The sequence below is a fragment of the Allobosea sp. AAP35 genome, from assembly GCF_001295925.1.
GTDB lineage: Bacteria > Pseudomonadota > Alphaproteobacteria > Rhizobiales > Beijerinckiaceae > Allobosea.
Genome location: NZ_LJHQ01000003.1, coordinates 285,120 through 309,130, shown reverse-complemented (window position 1 = coordinate 309,130; position 24,011 = coordinate 285,120). Strand labels below are relative to the sequence as shown.

The window sequence follows — 24,011 nt, the reverse complement described above, 5'->3', positions numbered from 1 at the left end:
TCGAGAACCGGTGGGACGCCTTCGTCGCCCCACCGAACCCTTTCCGGCAGGAGCCTTCGCCATGCTGACATTCTGGACCGCGCTGCGGCTCGCCATCGGCCTCGCAGTCCTTGCAGCCACCGGCACAGCCGCGCAGGAGGCGACGACCTATCCGATGACCATCAAGCACGCCCTTGGCACGACGGTGATCAAGAAGAAGCCCGAGCGCGTCGCAACGGTTGCCTGGGCGAACCATGAGGTGCCGCTGGCGCTGGGCGTCGTCCCGGTCGGCTTCGCGCGGGCCAATTTCGGCGATGACGATGGCGACGGCCTGCTGCCCTGGGTCGCGGCGCGGCTGAAAGAGCTACCTGCTGCCAAGCCGGTCCTGTTCAACGAGGGCGACGGCATCGATTTCGAGGCCGTGGCCGCCACCCGCCCCGACATCATTCTCGCCTCCTATTCCGGCCTGACGCAGAAGGACTACGCGCTGCTCAGCCAGATCGCGCCGGTCGTCGCCTATCCCGAGGCGCCCTGGTCGACCGATTGGCGCGACATGATCCGGTTCAACAGCCGGGCCATGGGCATGGCCGCGCAAGGCACGGCGCTGATCGCCCGGATCGAGACAGAGATTGCCGGCACCGTCGCGCAATATCCGGAACTCTCCGGCAAATCGGCGATGTTCATCACCCATCTGAGCGCGCAGGATCTGAGCAAGGTCAGCTTCTACACGGCCAATGACACAAGGGTGCGGTTCTTTGCCGATCTCGGGCTGACCTCACCGAAGAGCGTCGTCGAGGCTACCATGCCCGGCAAATATTCGGGCTCGATCAGCACCGAGCGGATCGACATGTTCGACGATGTCGACATCCTCGTGACCTATGGCAGCGCGAGCCTGCTCGACGCGCTGGCGAAGAACCCGCTGACAGCCAGGATGCCGGCCGTCTCGAAGGGCGCGCTCGTCCTGCTGGGCCGCAATCCCACGGGGACGGCCGCCAACCCGACGCCGCTCTCGATCTCCTGGGTGCTGAAGGATTACGTGGCACTTCTGGCTGAGGCAGCCCGCAAGTCGAAATGACCGCAACGACCGCGCCCATGCTGTCGCCGGGAGGCGCGAGCGCCCGGCGCCACGCCATCCGTGGCGTGTCCCTGCTCGGATTGCTGGCCGTGCTCGCGCTTCTCGCCGGGCTCTCGGTCACGGTGGGGACGCGCGCGGTCGGCTCGGCGGATATCCTGGCGGCAATCGGCGGCCACACCGACAGCCTCGGGCAGGCAGCGGTGGCGGTTCGCATACCTCGCACGCTGCTGGCACTTCTCGCCGGCGGGGCGCTGTCTCTGGCCGGCGCGGTGATGCAGGGCGTCACGCGCAATCCGCTGGCCGATCCCGGCATTCTCGGGGTCAATGCCGGCGCGGCGCTGGCCGTCGTCATCGGTGTGGCCTGGTTCGATATCGCCTCCAGCGAAGCCTATCTCTGGCACGCAGTGATCGGGGCTGCAGCTGCGACGGTCTTTGTCTATGCCGTCGGCTCGCTGGGACCGGGCGGTGCGACGCCGCTCAAGCTGACGCTGGCGGGCGCTGCGACCTCCGTCGCCTGCGCCTCCTTCGTCATCGCCGTGGTGCTCCCCCGCGCCGACATCGCCGGCGGCATCCAGTCCTGGTCGGTGGGCGGCGTCGGCGGTGCGACCTTCGAGCGGCTGGTCCCTGCGCTGCCGTTCCTGATGGCCGGCTTCATCATCAGCCTGCTGTCGGCCCGAAGGCTGAACTCACTGGCGCTGGGAGACGATCTTGCGGCCGGGCTGGGCGAGCATGTCGCGGCCTCGCGCGCGATCGCCTCGCTGGGTGCGGTTCTTCTGTGCGGAGCGACGACGGCCTTGTGCGGGCCGATCGGCTTCGTGGGACTGGTCGTGCCCCATCTCTGCCGCCTGCTGGTGGGCGTCGATTACCGCTGGCTGCTGCCTTTTTCGGCTTTGGCAGGGGCCTGCCTGCTGCTCCTGGCCGATATCGTCGGGCGTGTCGTCGCGCGGCCCGCCGAAATCGAGGTCTCGATCATCACGGCGCTGATCGGTGCGCCGGTCTTCATCTGGATCGTCAGGCGCAAGAAGGTGCGCGAGCTGTGACCACGCCCGTCTTCGCCATCGACGCGTCGCCGACGACCCGCATCGCGGCCGGCCGTCAGCGGCGGCTGAACCGCCAACGGCTGACGATCGCTGTCCTTGCATTGTCGGCCGCGCTGATGGTGGCGCTGACGCTGACGCTCGGGCAATCCTTCACGCCACCCGCCACCGTGCTGCGTGTGCTGCTGGGCGAGGACGTCGCGAGCGCCGGCTTCCTCGTTGGCACGCTGCGGCTGCCGCGCGCCGTGCTGTCGCTCCTGGCGGGGATGAGTTTCGGGTTGGGCGGGGTCGTCTTCCAGATCCTGCTGCGCAATCCGCTCGCCAGCCCCGACATCATCGGCATCACCTCGGGCGCCAGCGCGGCGGCCGTCTTCGCGATCATCGTGCTGTCGCTCGACGGACCCGTGGTGTCCCTCGTGGCGGTTGCGGCGGGGCTGGGCGTCGCGCTGCTGATCTATGCGCTCGCGGTCCGCAACGGGGTGGCGGGCACGCGCCTGATCCTGATCGGGATCGGCGTCTCGGCCATGCTCAACAGCGTGGTCGCCTATATCCTCTCGACGGCGCCCGCCTGGAACCTGCAGGAGGCGATGCGCTGGCTCACCGGCAGCGTCAACGGTGCGCAACGCGGCGATGCCTATCTGCTCTTGGCGGCGGTGATCGTCTTCGGCGGCGTGCTGTTCAGCCAGCGCCGCGATCTCGAGATCATGCGGCTCGGTGACGACATGGCGGCCGGTCTCGGCGTGAGGGTCGCGCGAACACGAATCGCCGTCATCTTCGCCGCCGTCGGCCTGATCGCCTGCGCGACGGCCGTGACGGGCCCGATTGCCTTCATATCCTTTCTGTCAGGCCCGATCGCCGCCCGCATCGTCGGCGGCGGCGCATCCCTGCTCCTGCCATCGGCGCTGATCGGGGCCTTGCTGGCGCTCGCCGGGGACTATGCCGGCCAGTTCCTGCTGCCGAGCCGCTACCCGGTCGGCGTGGTGACCGGGGCCCTGGGCGCTCCCTACCTGCTCTACCTGATCATGCGCATCAATCGCAGTGGACGCTCGCTATGACGGCACGCTTGGGCCCCGCCCTGACCACAAGCCAGCTTTGCGCTGGCTATGGTGGCGCCGACATCCTCCACGAGCTCGATGTCGATGTGCCGCCGGGCCGGATCACCGTGATCGTCGGGGCCAATGCCTCAGGCAAATCCACACTGCTGCGTACCATGTCGCGCCTCCTGAAACCCAGCCACGGCCAGGTCCTGCTCGACGGAAAGGCGATCCACGGGACGCCAACGCGCGAACTCGCCCGCATCGTCGGATTGCTGCCCCAGTCGCCGATCGCGCCCGAGGGCATCACCGTCGACGACCTCGTCCGGCGCGGCCGGCATCCCCATTCGCGGCTGTTCTCGCGCTGGAGCGCCCAGGACGAAGCGGCCGTGGAACAGGCGCTCATCGCCACGCGCATCCTCGACCTGGCGGAGCGGCCGATCGACGAGCTGTCCGGCGGACAGCGCCAGCGCGTCTGGATCGCCATGGCGCTCGCCCAGCAGACCAGCATCCTGCTGCTGGACGAGCCCACGACCTTCCTCGACATCAATCACCAGATCGAGATCCTCGATCTGCTCGTCGATCTCAACCGGGCGCGCGGCACCACCATCGTGATGGTGCTGCACGATCTCAATCTCGGCGCCCGCTATGGCGACCATCTCATCGCGCTGGCGAATGGGCGCCTCCACGCCGCAGGGCCACCCGAACAGGTCCTCACGCAAGCAAATGTGCAAGCCGTGTTCGGACTTCAAAGCCACATCCTGACCGATCCGACATCGGGCAGACCGATCATGCTGCCGATCGGGCGGCACCGCATGCTGGGCGACCCTCACCCGTCCGAGGAGACGACGCGATGAACACCAATCAGTCTTATGAGCTGGCGGGCATGGCGCTCCTGGCGAACGCCGGTCACATGCTCGACCAGATCTGCGAACATTTCGTCGAGCATGCCGAGGTCGAGCGCACCGCCGATCTCGCCTTGCTGACCAGCAAGCTCGGCACCGCGCGCATCCGGCTGCGGGACCGAAAGCTGCTGATCGATCTGGCAGCTCCGAGCGAGACGGCCCTTCAGGTCGCGCGCAACAGCATCGCCGAACACATGTTCTATTTCGCGAAGGACGAGCCGCTCAATCTGACCTGGTCGCACACCGCACCGCTCGGCGAGCTGCGCAATTTCCATCAGGCGGTGGTCGTCGGGGCGGACAACATCACGCCTCAGATGAGACGCGTGAGACTGTCCTGCGCGGACGTTGCCCCGTTCGTCGACGGCGACATGCATGTGCGCATCGTCGTCCCGCCGAAAGGCCGGCAGCCGGTCTGGCCGGGCTATCGCAGCGACGGCCGCATCGCATGGCCCGAAGGCGATGACGCATTGCTGGTGCGCCCCTACACGATCCGCGCCGTCGATATCGAGCGCCGCGAACTCTGGATCGACGTCTTCCAGCATCCGGCCGCGGGCGTCGCCACGCCGGGCGGAGACTTCGCCCGCGATGCGCAGGCCGGCGATCTGGTCGCCCTGCTCGGACCGGGAAGCGGAACTGTGCCGAAAGCCCGCTCCATCCTGATGATCGGCGACGAAAGCGCCCTGCCCGCCATCGCCCGCATCGCGGCCGAGGTCGAGGCCGGCACCGAGATCCGGGCGATCATCGAAGTTCTCGACGCGGCGGAAGAACAGAAGCTGCCGTCAGCCGGGCAACTCGACATCCGCTGGCTGCATCGCCGCAGCTATCGGGACGATCAGGCTGGCAGGTTGCTGACAGAAGGGAAGGCGGCGATCGAAACCACCGATGGCTCTACCTTCATCTGGGCCGCCTGCGAAAAGGACGATGTGCGCGCGATCCGCTCACTGCTGAAGCAGCGCGGCCATGACAAAAAGAACATGTATGTCGCTTGGTACTGGGAGGCGTAACAGCGGACCCTGGCGGCCTTGCTGCGCGACAAGGTGCCAGCTTAACCCGCTGCTGCCGCGCCGCGACCGGCGGGCGAAGCCGGCATTCAGCCTGCCCTCAGTCTAGGCAGAGCACTGCCGCCCAATTGACGGATCGCAAGATCGCCCGGACTTCCCGCGTGATAGCCAAACCACACAGATACACTTCATCGTGAAGCCGCGTCAGATTTTGTCATGCCTCGGTCGGCATGCTGCGAAACATGTCGCGACAGCGTGCCAAACCAGCGTCCCGATAGTTTCGAGCACGCAAAAAGCCAGCGATCGCGTTTCCCTGCAATGAGGCTGGCGAGACGGCGGCCATTGGCTTGCCCGCAGAATTGAGTTTCAATTCGTTCCAATTCAACGGTGGCCGCATGTTTGGCGACAGGCCGGAATTGACGGCGAGGCGCGTTGGCACTCTCGCCGTACGTCTTGTGGAGACCGGGAGGTTTACGATGGCGAAGCTTAATGTGAACGGCAAGATGCTGGATGTCGAAGCGGCCGGCGACACGCCGCTGCTCTGGGTCATCCGCGAACAGATCGGCCTCACGGGGACGAAATATGGCTGCGGCGTCGCGCAATGCGGTGCCTGCACGGTGCATATCGATGGCGTCGCGACGCGCGCCTGTGCGCTTCCGCTCGACGCGGTGACGGCCGAGCAGAAGATCGTCACGATCGAGGGGCTCTCGCCAAACGGCACGCATCCGGTCCAGCAGGCCTGGATCAAGCATGAGGTGCCGCAATGCGGCTTCTGCCAGAGCGGCATGATCATGGCGACCGCCGCTTTGCTTCAGGCGAATCCCAAGGCGACGGAAGCCGACATCGCCGCCGAGATCACCAATATCTGCCGCTGCGGCACCTATGCGCGGGTCAAGACCGCGATCCTCGACGTCGTCGCGGGCGGAACGCTCGGCCGCGGCTGAGTTTTCGCCTGTTTCGCATTCCCCGCGCGGGGTCGATGCGGCACGTCCTGGAGACAGCCGCTCCCTCGCGTCCAGCAGATCCGGAGGACGACATGATATCCGCTTCGACCACATCTCAGAAGAATGCCGCCGCCCGCGCTGGCCTGTCCCGGCGCGGCATGCTGGCCGGCTCCGCAGCGGCAGCCGGGGCCTTCAGCTTCGGCTTCGCCATTCCCTTCGGCGAGGCGCAGGCGCAGGGCGCCGTGCCCGAGATCAACGCCTGGGTCGTGATCCATCCCGACGACAAGGTGGTGATCCGCATTGCCCGCTCTGAGATGGGTCAGGGCACGCTGACCGGCCTCGCCCAGCTCGTCGCCGAGGAGCTGAACTGCGACTGGGCCAAGGTCACGACCGAGTACCCGACGCCGGGTCAGAACGTCGCCCGCAACCGCGTCTGGGGCAATTTCTCGACCGGCGGCAGCCGCGGCATCCGCGAATCGCATGACTATGTCCGCAAGGGCGGCGCGGCGGCCCGCACCATGCTGATCCAGGCGGCGGCGAACGAATGGAAGGTGCCGGCGGGCGAATGCACGGCCGAGAAGAGCGTGATTACGCACAAGGCCTCGGGCCGTTCGCTGCGCTATGGCCAGGTCGCGGCGGCTGCGTCGAAAATCGAGGCGCCCAAGGCTATGGCGCTGAAGGATCCCAAGGACTGGACCATCGCCGGCAAGCCGCTGGCGCGACTCGACACGGCACCCAAGACCAATGGCAGCAAGATCTACGGCATGGATCTGAAGATGCCGGGCATGCTCAACGCCGCGATCAAGGACTGCCCGGTCTTCGGCGGCAAGGTGAAGAGCTTCGACGCCGCCAAGATCAAGGACATGCCGGGCGTCAAGCACGTCCTCCCCGTCGGCGACAGCGCCATCACGGTCGTCGCCGACACCTGGTGGCAGGCCAAGACCGCGCTCGACGCGCTGCCGATCGTCTGGGACGAGGGGCAGCACGCCAAGGTCTCCAGCGCGAGCCTGGCCGAGTGGCTGAAGGAAGGGCTAGACGCCCCCAACGCCGTCGTCGGCAACCAGAACGGCGACGTCAAGGCGGCATTCTCCTCTGCTGCCCGCACCATCGAGGCGGTCTATTCCTACCCGTTCCAGAACCATGCCTGCATGGAGACGATGAACGCGACGGCGCTCTACACGCCCGAGAAATGCGAGGTCTGGACGCCGACGCAGAATGGCGAGGCGGCGCTGGCCGCGACCGCCGAAGCCTCGGGCCTGCCGATCGCCAAATGCGAGGCCTACAAGATCGATCTCGGCGGCGGCTTCGGCCGGCGCGGCGCGGTGCATGACTGGGTTCGCCAGGTTGTCGCCATCGCCAAGCAGATCCCCGGCACGCCGGTGAAGCTGATCTGGTCGCGCGAGGAGGACATGCTGCATGGCCGCTTCCACCCGCTGACCCAGTGCAAGATGGTCGGCGCACTCGACAAGGACGGCAATCTGACCGGGCTGCACATGCGCATCTCCGGCCAGTCGATCGTGGCGGGGATCTTCCCGCAGAACATCCAGAACGGGAAGGACCCGGTCGCCTTCCAGGGGCTCAACCCGCCCGGTCCCGAGGCCTCGATCGGCTACACGATCCCCAATCTTCTGATCGACCACGCCATGCGCAATCCGCATGTGCCGCCGGGCTTCTGGCGTGGCGTGAACCTCAACCAGAACGCGATCTATCTGGAATCCTTCCTGGACGAGCTGGCGCATGCCGCCGGCAAGGACCCGCTCGAGTTCCGCCGTGCCCTGATGAAGAACCATCCCAAGCATCTCGCCGTGCTCAATGCCGCGGCCGAGAAGGCGGAATGGGGCAAGCCGCTGCCGGCCGGTGTCTTCCGCGGCATCTGCCAGACCATGGGTTTCGGCTCCTATGTCGCGGCCGTGGCCGAAGTCTCGGTTAGCGACGACGGCAAGCTCAAGATCCACCGCATCGTCGCGGCGACCGATCCCGGCCATGTCGTCAATCCCGCCCAGGTCGAGCGCCAGGTCGAGGGTTCCTTCGTCTACGGTCTCTCCGCTTCGCTTTATGGCGAGATCACGATCAAGGACGGCCGCGTCGAGCAGGAGAACTTCGACACGTACGAGGTGATGCGGCTGGAGGCGATGCCGGCGGTCGAGACGGTGCTGGTGCCCTCGGGCGGCTTCTGGGGCGGTGTCGGCGAACCCACGATCGCGGTCGCGGCGCCCGCCGTGCTGAACGCGATCTTCGCCGCCACCGGCAAGCGCGTCCGCAACCTGCCGATCAAGAACGCCGACCTGAAGAAGGCGTGAGGGCGACGGCAGGAGTGCTATCGCGTCTGGCGCTCGCCGGGGCCGTTCTGGCATCCGGCGGCGCTTCGACTGCTTCGGCACTTGAGACCTACGCCATCGTCGGCGACGCGATCCCGGCGCCGCTCGGTAGACTGGTCGGCAACGCGGCGCGCGGCGAAGTGCTGGTCAAGGATCGCGAGCGCGGCAATTGCCTGATCTGCCATCAGGGTGCGGACCCCTCCGAGCCCTTCCAGGGCAATATCGGGCCGCCGCTGACCGGCGTCGGAGCGAGGCTCGACGCAGGCCAGATCCGGCTGCGGCTGGTCGATGCCTCGCTTGTGAACCCGCAGACGGTGATGCCGCCCTATTTCCGGACGGAAAACCTGCATGATGTCGCCCTGCCATACCGGGGCAAGCCGGCCCTCTCGGCCCAGGAGATCGAGGATGTCGTCAGCTATCTCGCCACGCTCAAGACGTTCTGAAGCTGGGCTCGACCGTCGCTGCGTGCTTGCGGGCGCGGCAGCCGGTCTGCTGGTCTCGGCCCTTCCGGGGCGTGCGGCCACCGAGCCATCGCCTGACCTGGCGCAGCTGATCGCGCGCGTCACCGAAGGCGTGGCGCCCGAGCGCGGCCGCATCACATTGTCGATTCCAGCGCTCGCCGAGAACGGCAACTCCGTCGACACCCGCATTTTGGTCGAGAGCCCGATGACGGGGGCCGATTATGTCCGCTGGATCCATCTCATCGCCGAGAAGAACCCGTTTCCGGACATGGCGCGCTTCCATCTCGGCCCGCGCGCCGGCCGTGCCGAGGTCTCGACCACGCTGCGGATCGCCCAGTCCCAGAAGGTCGCGGTAGTTGCGGCGCTGAGCGACGGACGCTTCGTCATGACCGATGCCGACATCGTCGTGACGCTGAGCGCCTGCATCGACGGCGGTTGAGGAGACACACGAATGAGCTTCAACGCCCGCATCACCATGCCCACCGAGGCAAAGGCCGGCGAGATCGTCGAGATCAAGGTGCTGACCCGCCATGCGATGGATCGCGGCGGCCAGTCCGACGGCAAGGGCGGCACCGTGCCGCGCAAGATCCTGAACCGGCTGACCGCGACCTATGCCGGCGAGCCGATCTTCCGTTTCGACATGCACACCGGCGTCTCCGCCAACCCCTTTGTCTCCTTCACGACGCGGGCGGTCGCGACCGGCGACATCATCTTCGAATGGCGCGAGGACGGCGGCGCGACCTACACCCGGACGGCCAGGCTGACCGTGACGTGAGACGATCGCCGTCATTCCGGACAAGCCGCGAAAGCGGCGCTTCTCCGGAATCCATCATGGAGCGCGATTCGTCGAAGGGATCGGCCTTACGATGGATTCCGGGCCTCCGCTTCGCTGCGCCCGGAATGACGTGGTTCCTTTCCGCCATCGTTGTGCTTGTTCTGCCGTTAGCGTCCCCCGCCCTCGCTGAGATCAAATCCGGCTCCGACTTCCTTTCCCCCGAACTGCGCCGGCAGCAGGCCGACGAGACCCGCAACCCGGCCTTCTTCTGGGTCGAGCAGGGCCGCGAGCTGTTCAGCCGCAAACCGGCAGGCGAAGGGCAGGCCTGCATCGCCTGCCATGCCGACCCTCAGCAGAGCCTGCGCGGCACCGCGACGCAGTATCCGCAGGTCGATGCGGGGACCGGCAAGCTGCTCAACCTCGAGGGCCGCATCGAGCAGTGCCGCGTCGAGCGGCAGAAGCAGCCGGCCTTCGGCCATGAGACGCCCGAACTGCTCTCGCTGACCGCCTATCTCGCCTCCCTCTCGCGCGGCCTGCCGATGCAGGTGAAGACCGATGGCGCCGCCACGCCCTATTACGAGGCAGGCAAGGCCTTCTTCGAGCGCCGTCAGGGCCAGCTCAACCTGTCCTGCCAGCAATGCCATGACGGCCTCGTCGGCCAGAAGCTGCGCGGCGACACGATCAGCCATGGCGCGGGCACGGGCTACCCGGCCTATCGGCTGGAATGGAACGATGTCGGCTCGCTGCATCGGCGCCTGCGCGCCTGCTCGCTCGGCGTCCGCGCGACCCAGTTCGACTACGGCGCGCCGGAATATCTCGCGCTGGAGCTTTACCTCGCAGACCGCGCCAAGGGGCTGCCGGTCGAGACGCCGGGAATGCGGCGCTGAGGGCCACCCAACGCAGCGACGTGGCAGGATCGGCTGTCAGGTGAACATGTCGGCGCAGATGGCGTCATACCAGGCCATATTCTCGGCCTGGGTTTGCTTGCGGGTCTCGGCGCTCTCGCCCGGCTGCGAGATGAAGGTCTCGACCGCGGAGATGCGGCCGTCCCGGGGCTCGTAGCGGCCGCCGACCTTGATGGCATCGTCGGTGTCGATCAGGCTCCAGCAGGTATTGAGATAGCGCGCGGGGAAGGTCTGAGCGCCGACGAGTTCGCCGCGCAGGATCATCGCCGCGACCTTGGCCTGGCTGTTGGCCGAAAAAGCCGATTTCGGCATGTCACCGGCATGGCAGGCATCGCCGAGCACGACGATGGTGGGATCGACCACCGACTTCATCGTCGCCGGGTCGATGGTGCAATAGCCGCCTGCTGGCGCCAGCCCGGCATCGCGCGCGATGGCGCCGGCCATCTGGGCCGGGATGACGTTGACGAAGGCGCAATTCTCGTAAGTCTCGAAGCCGGTGACGACCGTCCCCGTCTTTGGATCGACCGATGTGATGCCGTCATGCACCTTCGGGCCGAGCCATTCGATCATCGCGCCATAGCGCCTCTCCCAATCCGGCATGAAGAGGCCCTGCTTGGAGAAGCTGTCCTTGGGATCGAGGATGATGATCCGGGCCTTGTCGCGGCCGGTCCGCTTCAGCACATGCGCGAACATCGAGGCGCGCTCATAGGGGCCGGGAGGGCAGCGATAGGGGTTGGGCGGGGCGATCATCACGATCGTGCCGCCGTCCGGCACCGCATCGAGCTTTTCGCGGATCAGTTGCGTCTGCCGGCCGGGCTTCCAGCCATGCGGCATGAGCTCCTCGGCTGCCTGCGACCAGCCGGGGACAGAATCGTAGTTCAGGTCGATGCCGGGCGAGAGCACCAGCCGGTCGTAAGGTAGCCGACCGCCATCGGTAAGCACGACCTCTTTCCTGTCCCGGTCGATCTGCGTGGCGCGGCTGCGGACGAGCGCGATGCCATAAGCCGAGGCCAGCCTGTCGTAGCGATGGACGATCTCGTCATAGCGCTTGAAGCCGCCGATGTAGAGGTTGGAGTGAAAGCAGGTCTGGTAGGTCTCGTTCTCCTCGACCAGTGTCACCGAGATCGCGTTCTGGCTGTCCCTGGCAAGATATTTCGCCGCCGTTGCGCCGCCCGGCCCGCCGCCGACGACGACCACGCGCGGCCGGGCCTGGCCCAAAAGGGCGGGCGCGGCGAGCGTGCTCGCGGCCAGCAGAGCGCCGGTGCCTGCTATCAGATCGCGTCGCGAGGTTTTCATGGAAGCTGCCATCCGCGCGGTCAGGGTTGAGGCGTCAACGCGCCGAAATAGGCAGCCAGCGCGGCCATCTCCTCGCGGCTCAAGCGCGCGGCGACTGCCTGCATGACCTGTCCATCGCGCTGCTTCCGGCCAAAGGCGCTTAGCACTGCGACGAATTGGTCTTCGGGCCAGCCAACGATCGGTGGAATATCGGCGTCCCGCGGGCCGGAAGGTTGGTGACAGGAGACGCATTCGGCGGCGAGGTATTGGCCGAGACCGATGTCGCCGGCGGCTCTCAAAGGCGTTGCGTGGATGAGCAAAACCGTGACGCAGAGCAGAGCGACCCTCAAGCGATGCAAAGCCCTATGAAGCTGGTTTTCGTTCCGATCCACGCCGGTGCCCTTGTCGCCGCGCTCTTGTCCAGATCGCGAATTCAAGATCGATACCGACGTGCTTTTGGACCAATTCAGGCCGGAGGTCTTTCACGATCATGTCAGGCGGCCGATATAGGTTTTCAACAGGCCACTCGTTTTGTCGGAACGGGTGCTGTGCGAAACGTTCTGCCTTGAGGCAGCTGCCCGAGGGAGGACACGACCTCGCGCCAGGCCCCTTTCTTTGGATTGGCCAGACCGGGTCGAACGGTGCCGGCGCCCGGCCGCCGACCCGAAATCAGGTCGGCCAGGCAATCATTGGTGTCGGACAGCAGGCACCGCACCGCTCGAGCGTGGCGACGCGGATGGCGGGAGCGATGTCAGGCAGTCACGACCAGCTCTAGCGCATCACGCGTGCGGTTGCTCGCGTCGAGGACGAGGCGGAAAGGGTCGTCGTCGGTCCCGCGCCTGCGGCGTTCAGAAGGTTCGCAAGACGGTCTGGCAAGTCATCTTGCGGCTGACGACCGCAGCCCAAAAAGCAGACCCAGCGCAATATTCTCCACCTTGGCAGCGTCTCACGCTATGTTACCGTGCGTTTAGAGCGGATTTAAAAGCCGCCACCGGCTTCGCCGTAGTGACCTTCGGCGCGGCCAGCACGCAGGGAGGAATACGATGCGAAAGACGCTTGCGGCCGCTGTCGCGGCCTGTTTCGTCGCGGCTTCACCAGCCGCGATCGCTCAGGAGAAACTCAAGATCGGTGTGATGGCGACGCTGTCGGGCGCTTTGACGTCCGGCGGCGAAGACGGTGTCCGCGGCGTCCAGATCGCGGCCAAGGAACTCGGCAACAAGATGGCCGGGCGCGAGTTCGAATTCATCATCACGGCCACCGACGCCAGCCCGGATTCCGCGCTGCGCGCCGCCCGCAAGCTCGTCGAGCAGGACAAGGTGCAGCTCATCATCGGGCCGCTTTCCGGCTCCGAAGGCATCGCCATGCGCGACTACAGCAAGACGGTGCCCAACCTCGTCATGATCAACGGCTCGTCGGGCGCGCTCGAGACGACCTTCGTCAACCCCTCGCCGAACTTCTTCCGCTTCAACAGCGACGGCGCGATGTGGATGGCCGGCCTCGGCGAATATGTGCTGAAGGACAAGGGCTTCAAGAAGATTTCGGTCATCGCCGAGGACTATTCGTTCCCCTACACGCAGGTCTTCGGCTTCGCGCTCGGCTATTGCCGCGCCGGCGGCGAGATCACGCAGCGCCAGTGGGTGCCGCTCGGCACCAAGGATTTCGGTTCGGTGATCGCCAACATCCCCGACGATGTCGATGCTGTCTTCCTCGGGCTGGGCGGCGGCGATGCCGTCAACTTCCTGAACCAGTACAGCCAGACCGGCGGCAAGGCGAAGTTCATCGGCGGCTCGATCATGGTCGATCAGACCGTGCTGTCATCGAAGGGCGCCGCCAAGAAGCTGCTCGTCGGCACGCCCTCCTCGGGCGGTGTCGCTGATGCCTGGGACGATCCGCGCTGGAAGGCTTGGGTCAAGGCCTATCAGGACGCTTTTCCCGCCGATAAGCGCTTTGCCAGCCCCTCGCTCTTCGCCACCAACTACTACAATGCCGTGAAGGCGCTGGCGGTCGCGATGGAGAAGGTCAAGGGCGACATCTCGGATGGCGGCGCCAAGCTGCGGGCCGAACTCGCCAAGGTCGAGCTCGATGCGCCCAACGGCAAGATCAAGCTCGACGACAACCGGCAGGCCATCGCCACGACCTTCATCACCGAGGTCGCGGAACTGCCCAACGGCGATCTGACCAACAAGTTCGTCCGGGCGGTTCCCGACGTAACGCAGACGCTGGGGCTCTCGCTCGAAGCGTTCAAGGCCGTGGGTCTGCCCTCGCGGACCAATCCGGAATGCAAGAAATAGGCGCCTGAGCGCCCGCCGAAGGGGGAGAACGCGCGATGCGCGCCCCCTTCACTCCCCGTCTTGTCCCGACCCGAGCGCCCGCGAACCGATCTCGCGACGCAAAGGGGGGAGGCTTGCCTGATGAGGCAAAGCCCCCATCGCCGGATCATCATTCGCGAGGTGTCATGAGTCGCGCAGTTGCGGTCTGCCACGGTCCCTTCGGCCGGGTTGCGATTTACGATCTCGACCGACCGCTGGTGCTGCATGCCCATCGCGAGGCGCATCTGATCTTCTTCCTCGAAGGCTCGCGCGGGCTCGTCACCATCAACGGCCGCACCACGCTCGTCGATCCCTTCATGGGGGTGGCGATCAACCCCTGGGAGCCGCACAACTTCGTACCGGAGCGTGCAGGCGCACTCGGCCTCTTCCTCGTCGTCTATCTCAAGCCCGAATGGTTGGCGACGCAGACCATGACGCCGCCCGGCTCGCTGGCCTTCCCGGCCTCCGAACTGGTGATCACGCGCGAACTCGCGTCATGGCGCGACGAGGTGGTCGAGATGTTGCTGTCAGCGCACCGCGAACTCAATCCCGCCCCGGTGCTGATGGCGCTGGCCCAGGCCTCGAGCGAGCCGATCGGCCAGGAACTCGCCTCCGCACTGATCCATGTCGCGCCCGAAAGCGCACTCGACCGGCGCGTGGCGCGGGCGCGGCGCCTGATCGAGGCTCACCCGGCCCATGAGGGTGCGCTCGAGCGCGTCGCTCGCGAGGCCGGCCTGTCGCGCGCGCATTTCTTCAAGCTGTTCCGCGAGCAGGTCGGCGTCACCCCGACCGTCTTCGCCAACACCGTGCGCCTCGATGCCGCGCTCGACCGGCTGGTCCTGTCGAGCGACCCGGTGACGGGGATCAGCAATGCGCTCGGCTTCTCCTGCCAGAGCGTCTTCACCCGCTTCTTCACCGCGCATATGGGCATGGCGCCGCGCGATTATCGCCGGGTCCTGCGCCGCGTCGGCCAATTGCCGCTGCAATCTCCGACAGCGCTGCGGGCCTGCCATGTCTGATGTCATCGCCCGCCGGCCGATCTGGTCGCTCATCATCATCCTCGCCGTCGCGATCCTGGTCTGGCTCGTCTTTTCGATCTGGACGCCGGGAATGGAGGCGATGTTCGGCCGCAAGCGCGTGTTCCTGAGCGCGCTGTTCAACGGCATCACGCTGGGCGCGCTGTATTTCCTCGTCGCCAGCGGCTTCACGCTGATCTTCGGGCTGATGCGCAACGTCAATCTGGCGCATGGCTCGCTGTATCTGTTCGGCGGCTACCTCGGCTACAGCATCGGCGAATGGAGCGGCTCCTGGCTGGTGGCGCTCGTAGTCGCCTTTCTGGTCGTGGCGCTCGTCGGCGTCCTGATGCAGGTGCTGCTGTTTCGCTGGATGGAGGGCCAGGACCTGCGGCAGACGCTGGTCACCATCGGCCTCTCGATCATCTTCGCCGACCTGCTGCTGTGGAATTATGGCGGCGACACCTTCCAGGTCACGGCGCCCGACTGGCTCTCGGGTCCGGTCACGCTGCCCTTCGCGGTCGCGCTGCGCAGCAATGGCGAGGCGGTCATGATGACCTATCCGCTGGTGCGCATCGCCATTCTGGTCGGCGCGATCATCCTCGGCGTGCTGATGTGGCTCGCGCTCAACCGCACGCGGGTCGGCATGCTGGTGCGGGCGGGCGTCGATGATCGCGACATGCTGTCGGCGACCGGCGTGCGGGTGCAGCTCGTCTTCGTGATGGTGTTCGCCTTCGGGGCGGGGCTGGCGGGCTTGGCCGGCGTCGTCGGCGGCACCTTCCAGTCGCTGCAGCCGGGCGAGGACACCCGCATCCTGTTGTCCTCGCTCGTGGTCGTCATCGTCGGCGGGATGGGCTCGATTCCGGGAGCCGCCGTCGGCGCGCTCATCGTCGGGCTCGCCGAGCAATTCGGCTCCGTCTACATGCCGACCTATGCCGTGATGCTGACCTTCATCATCATGGTCGCGGTCCTGGCAGTGCGGCCCGAAGGCCTGGCGGCAAGGCGCTAACGATGGCGGTCGCGGACCTCAACCTGGCACAGCAAGCCCGCCCTCGCGAGAGCTTCAGCGACTGGGTGGCGCGCCGTGGCACGGCGTTCTGGGTCGTCGCTGGATTGCTGCTTCTCATGCCGGCGATCGCGAGCCCGTTCTGGCTGGTCCAGATCATTGCCTATTCCATGATCCTTGGCCTGATCGCACTGAGCCTGATGTTCCTGGCCGGCTATGGCGGCATCGTCAGCCTGGTCCAGATGACGGTGGCGGGGTTTGCCGGCTACCTCGTCGCGATCCTGGGCGACAGCGCGATCTCGCAGATCAGCCTGCACTGGCCGTGGTGGCTGGCCGCGCCGGTCGCGATCCTGGTCGCGACGCTGTTCGGCACGCTGAGCGGCGCGCTTTCGGTGCGCACCGAGGGCATCTACACGATCATGATCACGCTCGCGATCGCCTCGGCGTTCTACTACCTGACATTGCAGAACTACACGATCTTCAACGGCTTCAGCGGCTTCAACGGCATCCTGCCGCCGGTTTTCCTCGGCATCGACTGGGGCCAGCAGGTGCCCTTCTACTACCTGACGCTCGCCTGCGCGGCGCTGGCTTATGGCGCCGTGGTCTATGTCTCACGGGCGCCTTTCGGGCTCGCCTTGCAGGGTACGCGCGACAATCCCCGCCGCATGGCCGCGCTGGGCTTCGACGTCGTGGCGCACCGCATCGCGGCCTATACCTTCGCCTCGCTGATCGCGGCCTCAGCGGGCGTGCTGCTGGTCTGGTATCAGCGCCAGATCTCGCCCGGCACGGCCGGGGTCGGCCCGGTCGTCGACATGCTGATCATCGCGGTGGTCGGCGGCCTGAGCCGCCCCATCGGCCCCTTCATCGGCGCGCTGGTCTATGTGCTGCTGCGCACCTTCTCGCTCGATGTGCTGGAGGGTGTCGGTCTCGACGGGCGGCGCTACCAGTTGCTGATCGGGCTGGGCTTCCTCGTCATCGTGCTGTTCTCGCCCGACGGGCTGATCGGCATCTGGCAGCGGCTGCGCGACCGCTATCGCCGCAGCGGCGATATCCGCGACAGCCAGATGGGATCCGGCGGAGGCACGCCATGAGCGCGATCGCCACACGCGAACGGCTGACGGCGGCGGGCTCGGCCAATGCGCTCGAACTGCGCGGGGTCTCGCGGCTGTTCGGAGCGCTAGCGGCGCTGACCGATATCACACTCTCGGTGAGGCCCGGCGAAAGGCGCGCCGTGCTCGGCTCCAACGGCGCCGGCAAGACCACGCTCTTCAACTGCATCACAGGTGATTTCGCGCCGAGCTCCGGCGTCATCCGCTTCTTCGGCGAGGATGTCACTGCCTTCCCGCCGCAGGAGCGCATCCGGCGCGGCCTGCGCCGGACCTACCAGATCTCCTCGCTCTTCGTCGGGCTGTCGGTGCTCGACAATGTCTATCTGGCCTGCCGGGGCGTCTCGCGGAACCGCTTCTCGATGCTGCGGCCACGCCGCGACGATGCGCTGGTCCATGCCGCCGAGACGCTGGTGGAGGCCGTGCACCTTGGTCCCGTCAAGGACAGACTGGTCGGCGAGCTCGCCTATGGCCAGCAGCGCCAGCTCGAGATCGCGCTGGCTCTGTCAGGAGCGCCGCGCTTCATCCTGTTCGACGAGCCGGCGGCGGGGCTGTCGCCGACGGAACGGCGCGACCTCGTCCATATCCTGACCTCGCTGCCGAGCCATATCGGCTACATCATCATCGAGCACGACATGGATGTGGCGCTGCGCGTCGTCGAAAGCGTGACGATGATGCACAATGGCCGAATCTTCAAGGAAGGCGCGCCCGAGGAGATCGAAACCGACCCCGAGGTCCAGGAACTCTACCTGGGAGGCGGTCATGTCGGAGGTGGTCATGGCTGAACGCCTCAAGGCTCCTCCAGGCGTCGGCGTGCCGATCCTGCAGATCGCGGGTCTCAACGTTTTCTACGGCCGCTCCCATGCGGTGCAGGGCGTCGATCTCACGCTGCAGAGCGGCGTGCTCTCGGTCGTCGGCCGCAACGGCATGGGCAAGACGACCATGTGCAAGGCGATCATGGGGCTGGTGCCGATCAGCTCCGGCTCGATCCGCTTCTTCGGCGAGGAGATCGCCGGCCGCAGCCCCGCCGAGATCGCGCGGCTCGGCATCGGCTATGTCCCGCAGGGCCGTCGGCTCTGGCGTTCGCTGACGGTCGACGAACACCTGCGCCTGATGCAGCGCGGCAAGCGCGGGGCCTGGACGCCGGAGCGGATCTACGAGGCTTTCCCGCGGCTCGCCGAGCGCCGCAACAATGGCGGCGCCCAATTGTCCGGCGGCGAGCAGCAGATGCTGGCGATCAGCCGCGCGCTGCTGATGAATCCACGCCTCCTGATCATGGACGAGCCGACTGAGGGGCTCGCGCCGGTCATCGTCGCCCATGTCGAGGAGATGCTGGTGCGCCTCGCCGATCAGGGCGACGTCGCCATCCTCGTGATCGAACAGAATATCGGCGTCGCCACCGAGATGTCGGACCCCGTCGCCATCATGGTCAATGGCCGGGTCAACCGCATCATCGCCTCGGCGACGCTGGCGGGTGATCGTGAACTCCAGCAACGCCTGCTCGGCGTCGGCCGTCACGGCCATGACGAAACGGATGGGGCGCAAAGCGAGGCTCAGGCTCCCGAGAGCGGGGCGGCTCGCGCGCCCTCCCCGCCGACCGGGCCGCTGCGGGTCTACAACGCCAATCCGGTGATCCCGACGCGCTGGTCGCAGCCGGTGCCGGCAGCGCGCATCGAGGCGCAGGCGCGCACCATCTCGCGGCCGACCCTGGCGACGCTCGACGGCCGGGCCGTCGCGGATGGCCGGCGCCAGGCGCCCTCGGCCAGCGGCGAGCCGCATGTCATCGTCGTCGGCACGCTCGACACCAAGGGCGACGAGCTGCGATTCATCCGCGATCTCGTGCAGGCGGAAGGGGTGCGGGCGCGGCTCGTCGACATCTCGACCTCGGGCCGCAGCGCTGGCGGCGACGTCCCCCCCCAGGAGATCGCGCTCGCCCATCCGCGCGGCTCGGCCGGCATCGCATCGGGCGACCGCGGCGCTGCGGTCGCGGCGATGACGCAAGCCTTCAAGGCCTGGCTGCCGCGCCAGCAGGGCGTTCTCGGCGTGATCTCGGCCGGCGGCTCGGGCGCGACCGCGATGGTGACGCCGGCGATGCAGGACCTGCCCATCGGCCTGCCGAAGCTGATGATCTCCACCATGGCCTCGGGCGATGTCGGGGCTTATGTCGGCGCCGCCGACATCACCATGATGCATGCCGTCACCGATGTGCAGGGGCTGAACCGCGTCTCGCGCCTGGTGCTCGGCAATGGCGCGCGGGCGATGGCCGCCATGGCCAAGTCGCGGCTGGCCGACTTGACCAGACCGGCGACGACGCGGCGCGGCGAGCCTGAGAAGCCGCTTGTCGGGCTGACCATGTTCGGCGTGACGACGCCCTGCGTGCAGCAGGTCGGTAAGCTGTTGGAGGCCGAGTGGGAGCCGCTGGTCTTCCACGCCACGGGCACGGGCGGGCGGGCACTGGAGAAGCTGGTCGATTCCGGGCTGGTCGGCGCCGTCATCGACGTCTCCACCACCGAAATCTGCGACATGATGATGGGCGGCTTCCTGCCCGCGACCGAGGACCGGTTTGGGGCGATCATCCGCACCCGCATTCCCTATGTCGGCTCGGTCGGCGCGCTCGACATGGTCAATTTCTTTGCCCCCGAGACCGTTCCCGAGCGCTATCGCGGCCGCAACCTTTACCCGCACAATCCGCAGATCACGCTGATGCGCACCACGCCTGACGAGAATGCGCGGATGGGGCGCTGGATCGGCGAGCGGCTGAACCTGATGGAGGGGCCGGTGCGCTTCCTTCTGCCCGAGAAGGGCGTCTCGGCGCTCGATGCGCCCGGCCAGCCCTTCCACGATCCCGTAGCGGACGCCGCGCTGTTCCAGGCGCTGGAACAGACCGTGCGCCAGACGCCGACCCGGCAGCTGATCCGCTACGCGCATCACATCAACGACCCGGCCTTCGCCGCCGCCCTCGTGCAGCAGTTCCGCCCGCTGCATGCCGGGCGCCGACGCGAGCGGGCGAAGGCATGAGGAGCAAGATGGTGAGCTTCGACAAGAAGAGCCTGCTGAAGCGCTTCCGGGCGATGGTGAAAGCCGGAGAGCCAATCGTCGGCGGCGGCGCCGGCACGGGGCTGTCGGCCAAATGCGAGGAGGCCGGCGGCATCGACCTCATCGTGATCTACAATTCCGGCCGCTACCGCATGGCCGGGCGCGGCTCGCTCTCAGGGCTCATGCCCTATGGCGACGCTAATGCGATCGTCATGGAGATGGCGGCCGAAGTGCTGCCGGTGGTGAAGACCACGCCGGTCGTCGCCGGCGTCTGCGGCACCGATCCGTTCCGGCGGATGGATGTCTTCCTCGACGAGGTCGCGCGCATCGGCTTCGCGGGGGTGCAGAATTTCCCGACCGTCGGGCTGATCGACGGCGTCTTCCGCAAGAATCTCGAAGAGACCGGCATGGGCTACGGCCTCGAGGTCGAGATGATCAGGCTCGCCAACGCCAAGGGCCTGCTGACGACGCCTTACGTCTTCTGCGAGGACGATGCGCGGGCCATGGCGCAGGCCGGCGCCGACATCATCGTCTGCCATCTCGGCCTGACGACGGGGGGAGCGATCGGCGCCGAGACCGCGCTCAAGCTCGCCGACTGCCCGGCGCTGGTCGATGCATGGGCAGCCGCCGCGCTCGCGGTGAAGAAGGACGCGCTGATCCTCGTCCATGGCGGGCCGGTCGCCGAGCCGGCGGACGCCGATTTCATCATGAAAAACACCAAGCACTGCCACGGCTTCTACGGCGCTTCCTCGATGGAACGGCTGCCGGTCGAGGTCGCGATCCGCGAACAGACCCGCGCCTTCAAGCGCATCGGGCGCGATCTCACAGTCAAGAAGCCCGCCGGCAAGGCGGGCAAAGCGAAATGACCCAGGCTACGGGCGGGAGGATGAGGACATGACGGGACAGCTGATCGGATCGCTGATCCTCTGGCTGATCGTGGCGGTGATCGTCATCGCCATCATCGTCTATCTGGTGAACTGGCTGTATCGGCGCTCGTCGAAGGAGGTCTCCTTCGTCCGCACCGGCCTGTTCGGCGAACAGGTGGTGATCAATGGTGGCGCCTTCGTGCTGCCGATCATCCACGACGTCACGCCCGTCAACATGAACGTGCTGCAGCTCGCGGTGACGCGGGCCAACAACGACGCGCTGATCACCCGCGACCGGATGCGCGTCGACATCGACGCCGAGTTCTATGTCCGGGTGAAGCCGGAGCGGGACTCGGTGTCCGTCGCCGCCGCGACGCTGGGCCGGCGCACGCTCCAACCCGACCAGCTTCATGCCCTCCTGTCCGGCAAGTTCATCTCGGCGCTTCGCACCGTCGCCTCCGAGATGACGATGGAGGAGATGCATGAGCAGCGCGGAATGTACGTCCAGCGCGTCAAGGAGGCTGCCGCCGAGGCGCTCGACCAGAACGGGCTCTTGCTCGAATCGGTGGCGCTGACCGATCTCGACCAGACCGATCTTCAGTATTTCAACCCGTCCAACCGCTTCGACGCCGCCGGTCTGACGCGGATCATCGAGGAGATCGAAGACAAGCGGAAGCTGCGCAACGACATCGAGCAGGATTCGATGATCCGCATCCGCACCCGCAACCTCGAGGCCGAGCGCCAGGCGCTCGACATCGAGCGCGACAGCGAGGCGGCCCGCCTCGAACAGCAACGCGAAATCGAGATCAAGCGCGCCGTCCAGCGCGCCGAGGTCGCCCGCGAGCGCGCCGCCCGCGACACCGAGGCCGAGCAGGCGCAGATCCTCTCCCGCGAGGAGATCGAGAAGTCGCGCATCTCCAATGAGCGCGCGATCAGCGAGGCGCGCATCGCGTCCGACCGCGACATCCGCCAGCAGGAGATTGCGAGGACGCAGGCCGTCGAGGAGGCCGAGATCGCCTCCCGCGAACTGATCGAGAAGGCCCGCATCGCCAATGAACAGGCGATCAGCGCAGCCCGCATCGCCTCCGAGCGCGACATACGGCAGAAGGAGATCGAGCGCGCGCAGACGCTGGAAGCCGCCGAGATCGCGGCTCGTGAAGCCACGGAGAAAGCGCGCATCCTGCAGGAGAGCGCGATCAGCGCCGAGCGCATCATCCGCGAGCAGGAGATCCGCAATCGCGAGATCGAGCGCACCCGCGTGCTCGACCAGGAGGATATCGCGGCGCGCGAAGCGGTCGATACCGCCCGCATCGGCCAGGAGGAGCGCGTCCGCGCGCTCGGCATCGCCCGCAACCGTGCGCTGGACGAGGCCGAGATCGCCGCTCGCGAGGCGGTCGAGAAGGCCCGGATCGCCCAAGAGAACGTGCTGACGGCCGACCGCATCGCGCTGGAGCAGCGCAAGCGCCTGCTGGAGATCGAGCAGAGCGAGACGATCGAGGCGGCCGAGATTTCGGCGCGTGAGACCGTGGAGAAGGCGCGCATCAGCCAGGAGCGCATCGTCGCCAGTGAGCGCATCCGCCGCGACGAGGACATCCGCAATCTCGAAATTGCCCGCAACCAGGCGATCGACACCGCCGAGATCGCGGCCCGCGAGGCCACGGAAGCCGCACGCATCGCGCAGGAGAAGGTCGTCGCAGCCGAGCGGATCGCCGCCGAGCTCTCGACCAAGGAGCTGGAGATCCGCCGCAACGCCGATCTCGACACAGCCGAGCTGAAGCGTCGTGATACCGTCGAGCGTCAGCGCATCGCCACCGAACTCAAGCTGGACGAGGAGCGCATCGACGCGGCGAAATCGCGCGAAATGCTGCAGATCGCCCAGAAGAAGGCGGTCGAGGTTGCGGAGGAAGACCGCGCGATCGTGCTCGCCGCCAAGAAGGTCGAGCGTACGGATGCCGACAGCGCGCTGCGCCAGGCAGAGATCACCGCCAGGCAGCAGGTCGAGACCGTCGATATCGTCCGCGAGCAGGCGCTGGAGACCACGCGGATCGAACGCCGCCGCGCGCTGGAACAGCTCGAGATCGCCCGCACCCAGGCGCTGCAGGAGGCGCAGATCGCCTCCAACGAGGAGGTCGAGCGCGCCCGCATCTCGTCGGATCGGGGGCTCGACGAGGCCCGTGTCGGGCGCCAGCGCGAGCTGCGCAAGCTGGAGATCGCTAGGGAGCGCGATGTCGAGGCCGCCGCCATGGACAAGGCGATCGCGCTCTACACCAAGTCGCTCGAGGAATCCGCCGCCCAGGCCAATGCCGAGATCGCCCGCGCCAAGGCGGTCGAGGCCGAGGAAAACGTCAAGACGGTGCGCGAGAGCGAGGGCGCGCGGCGGCGCAAGACCGTCGAGGTGCTGCTGGCCGAGAAGGCGGCCGAGGAATCCAACATCGCCGCGGCGGCCGACAAGATTCGCCGCACCGTCGAGGCCGATGCGCAGAAGCTGCTCTACGAGGCCGAGAACGTGCTCACCGACGGCTCCCGCTACGGGCTCTTCCGTCGCCGCCTGCTCGACAAGATCGAGGGCATCGTGCGCGAGAGCGTCAAGCCGATGGAGAAGATCGAGGGCATCCGCATCCTGCATGTCGACGGCCTCGCCGGTGGCGGCGGTTCGGGCGGCGCAGGCGGGGCGGCGCGCTCGCCGACCGATGAGGTCATCGAATCGGCGCTGCGCTACCGCGTCCAGGCGCCGATGATCGACCAGGTGCTGAAGGAGATCGGCATCGAGGGCGGCAACCTCGCCAAGATGGGCGGGCTGATGCGCGAGGCCTCCGACATGCAGCGCGTCGCCAAGGATGCGCAGCCGGCCAAACCGAAGGATGGCGGCGAGACGAAGAGCGACGGTCAGAGCGGCGGCGATCCCAAGTCGGGCGGCGGGGGCAGAGCGCCCAAAGCCGGCCCCGGCAAGACCTCCTGAGGCTGAA

21 protein-coding genes are annotated in these 24,011 nt (G+C 67.1%); 19 read left to right on the top strand and 2 right to left on the bottom strand.

Annotation, left to right across the window (positions count from 1 at the left end; translation table 11 throughout):
• Nucleotides 1-61: 61 nt before the first annotated feature.
• The 11 genes from IP69_RS02510 to soxA all read left to right on the top strand — a co-directional run bounded on the left by IP69_RS02510 (nt 62) and on the right by soxA (nt 10,416).
• A complete protein-coding gene (locus IP69_RS02510) occupies nt 62-1,054 on the top strand; it encodes an iron-siderophore ABC transporter substrate-binding protein (RefSeq protein ID WP_054141218.1) in 993 nt (330 codons plus the stop codon).
• Nucleotides 1,051-2,094, top strand: a complete 1,044-nt coding sequence (locus tag IP69_RS02505; protein WP_054141217.1) for an iron ABC transporter permease — start codon at nt 1,051-1,053, stop codon at nt 2,092-2,094. The genes IP69_RS02510 and IP69_RS02505 overlap by 4 nt, the downstream gene beginning before the upstream one ends.
• Nucleotides 2,095-2,159: 65 nt before the next feature.
• The gene (locus IP69_RS02500; RefSeq protein WP_248306690.1) at nt 2,160-3,146 is read left to right on the top strand and encodes an iron ABC transporter permease; all 987 of its coding nucleotides are present in this window, start codon (nt 2,160-2,162) and stop codon (nt 3,144-3,146) included.
• Nucleotides 3,143-3,982: an ABC transporter ATP-binding protein gene (locus tag IP69_RS02495; RefSeq protein WP_054141216.1), complete on the top strand. Its 840-nt coding sequence runs from the start codon at nt 3,143-3,145 to the stop codon at nt 3,980-3,982. The genes IP69_RS02500 and IP69_RS02495 overlap by 4 nt, the downstream gene beginning before the upstream one ends.
• Complete coding sequence (locus tag IP69_RS02490) at nt 3,979-5,034, top strand: DUF2218 domain-containing protein (protein ID WP_054141215.1); 1,056 nt, start codon at nt 3,979-3,981, stop codon at nt 5,032-5,034. Before IP69_RS02495 ends, IP69_RS02490 begins: the two co-directional genes overlap by 4 nt.
• Before the next feature lie 473 nt (nt 5,035-5,507).
• Nucleotides 5,508-5,975: a (2Fe-2S)-binding protein gene (locus tag IP69_RS02485; protein ID WP_054141214.1), complete on the top strand. Its 468-nt coding sequence runs from the start codon at nt 5,508-5,510 to the stop codon at nt 5,973-5,975.
• 92 nt (nt 5,976-6,067) lie between these two features.
• On the top strand, nt 6,068-8,275 hold the full coding sequence (locus IP69_RS02480) for a molybdopterin cofactor-binding domain-containing protein (RefSeq protein ID WP_054141213.1): 2,208 nt from the start codon (nt 6,068-6,070) through the stop codon (nt 8,273-8,275).
• Nucleotides 8,276-8,289: 14 nt separating this feature from the next.
• Complete coding sequence (soxX, locus tag IP69_RS02475; protein WP_248306671.1) at nt 8,290-8,736, top strand: sulfur oxidation c-type cytochrome SoxX; 447 nt, start codon at nt 8,290-8,292, stop codon at nt 8,734-8,736.
• On the top strand, nt 8,699-9,193 hold the full coding sequence (locus tag IP69_RS02470; RefSeq protein WP_054141212.1) for a thiosulfate oxidation carrier protein SoxY: 495 nt from the start codon (nt 8,699-8,701) through the stop codon (nt 9,191-9,193). The genes soxX and IP69_RS02470 overlap by 38 nt, the downstream gene beginning before the upstream one ends.
• A 12-nt stretch (nt 9,194-9,205) precedes the next feature.
• A complete protein-coding gene (locus tag IP69_RS02465; protein WP_054141211.1) occupies nt 9,206-9,529 on the top strand; it encodes a thiosulfate oxidation carrier complex protein SoxZ in 324 nt (107 codons plus the stop codon).
• 125 nt (nt 9,530-9,654) lie between these two features.
• Entirely contained in the window at nt 9,655-10,416 is a 762-nt protein-coding gene (gene soxA / locus IP69_RS02460; protein WP_054141210.1) for a sulfur oxidation c-type cytochrome SoxA, read from the top strand.
• A gap of 36 nt (nt 10,417-10,452) precedes the next feature.
• On the opposite strand, the gene IP69_RS02455 is transcribed toward soxA, so the two are convergent.
• Together IP69_RS02455 and IP69_RS02450 are read right to left on the bottom strand one after the other, a co-directional pair.
• A complete protein-coding gene (locus tag IP69_RS02455; protein WP_054141209.1) occupies nt 10,453-11,730 on the bottom strand; it encodes an FAD/NAD(P)-binding oxidoreductase in 1,278 nt (425 codons plus the stop codon).
• 20 nt (nt 11,731-11,750) lie between these two features.
• Entirely contained in the window at nt 11,751-12,146 is a 396-nt protein-coding gene (locus IP69_RS02450; RefSeq protein WP_197279629.1) for a c-type cytochrome, read from the bottom strand.
• A gap of 606 nt (nt 12,147-12,752) precedes the next feature.
• Here IP69_RS02450 and IP69_RS02445 point away from each other — a divergent pair.
• The 8 genes from IP69_RS02445 (at nt 12,753) to IP69_RS02410 (ending at nt 24,004) form a co-directional block, all read left to right on the top strand.
• Nucleotides 12,753-14,000 (top strand): ABC transporter substrate-binding protein, encoded by a 1,248-nt coding sequence (locus tag IP69_RS02445; protein WP_054141207.1) that lies wholly within the window; start codon nt 12,753-12,755, stop codon nt 13,998-14,000.
• 164 nt (nt 14,001-14,164) lie between these two features.
• Entirely contained in the window at nt 14,165-15,037 is an 873-nt protein-coding gene (locus tag IP69_RS02440) for an AraC family transcriptional regulator (protein WP_054141206.1), read from the top strand.
• The gene (locus IP69_RS02435) at nt 15,030-16,040 is read left to right on the top strand and encodes a branched-chain amino acid ABC transporter permease (protein WP_054141205.1); all 1,011 of its coding nucleotides are present in this window, start codon (nt 15,030-15,032) and stop codon (nt 16,038-16,040) included. The genes IP69_RS02440 and IP69_RS02435 overlap by 8 nt, the downstream gene beginning before the upstream one ends.
• 2 nt (nt 16,041-16,042) lie before the next feature.
• Nucleotides 16,043-17,128: a branched-chain amino acid ABC transporter permease gene (locus IP69_RS02430; RefSeq protein WP_054141204.1), complete on the top strand. Its 1,086-nt coding sequence runs from the start codon at nt 16,043-16,045 to the stop codon at nt 17,126-17,128.
• Nucleotides 17,125-17,928 carry an ABC transporter ATP-binding protein gene (locus tag IP69_RS02425; RefSeq protein ID WP_054141203.1) on the top strand — a complete coding sequence of 268 codons (804 nt, stop codon included), beginning with the start codon at nt 17,125-17,127 and terminating at the stop codon, nt 17,926-17,928. Before IP69_RS02430 ends, IP69_RS02425 begins: the two co-directional genes overlap by 4 nt.
• Complete coding sequence (locus tag IP69_RS02420) at nt 17,921-20,161, top strand: ABC transporter permease (RefSeq protein WP_054141202.1); 2,241 nt, start codon at nt 17,921-17,923, stop codon at nt 20,159-20,161. The genes IP69_RS02425 and IP69_RS02420 overlap by 8 nt, the downstream gene beginning before the upstream one ends.
• A gap of 8 nt (nt 20,162-20,169) precedes the next feature.
• Nucleotides 20,170-21,045 (top strand): phosphoenolpyruvate hydrolase family protein, encoded by an 876-nt coding sequence (locus tag IP69_RS02415; protein ID WP_054141413.1) that lies wholly within the window; start codon nt 20,170-20,172, stop codon nt 21,043-21,045.
• 28 nt (nt 21,046-21,073) lie between these two features.
• Entirely contained in the window at nt 21,074-24,004 is a 2,931-nt protein-coding gene (locus IP69_RS02410) for a flotillin family protein (RefSeq protein WP_054141201.1), read from the top strand.
• The last annotated feature ends 7 nt before the right edge of the window (nt 24,005-24,011 follow it).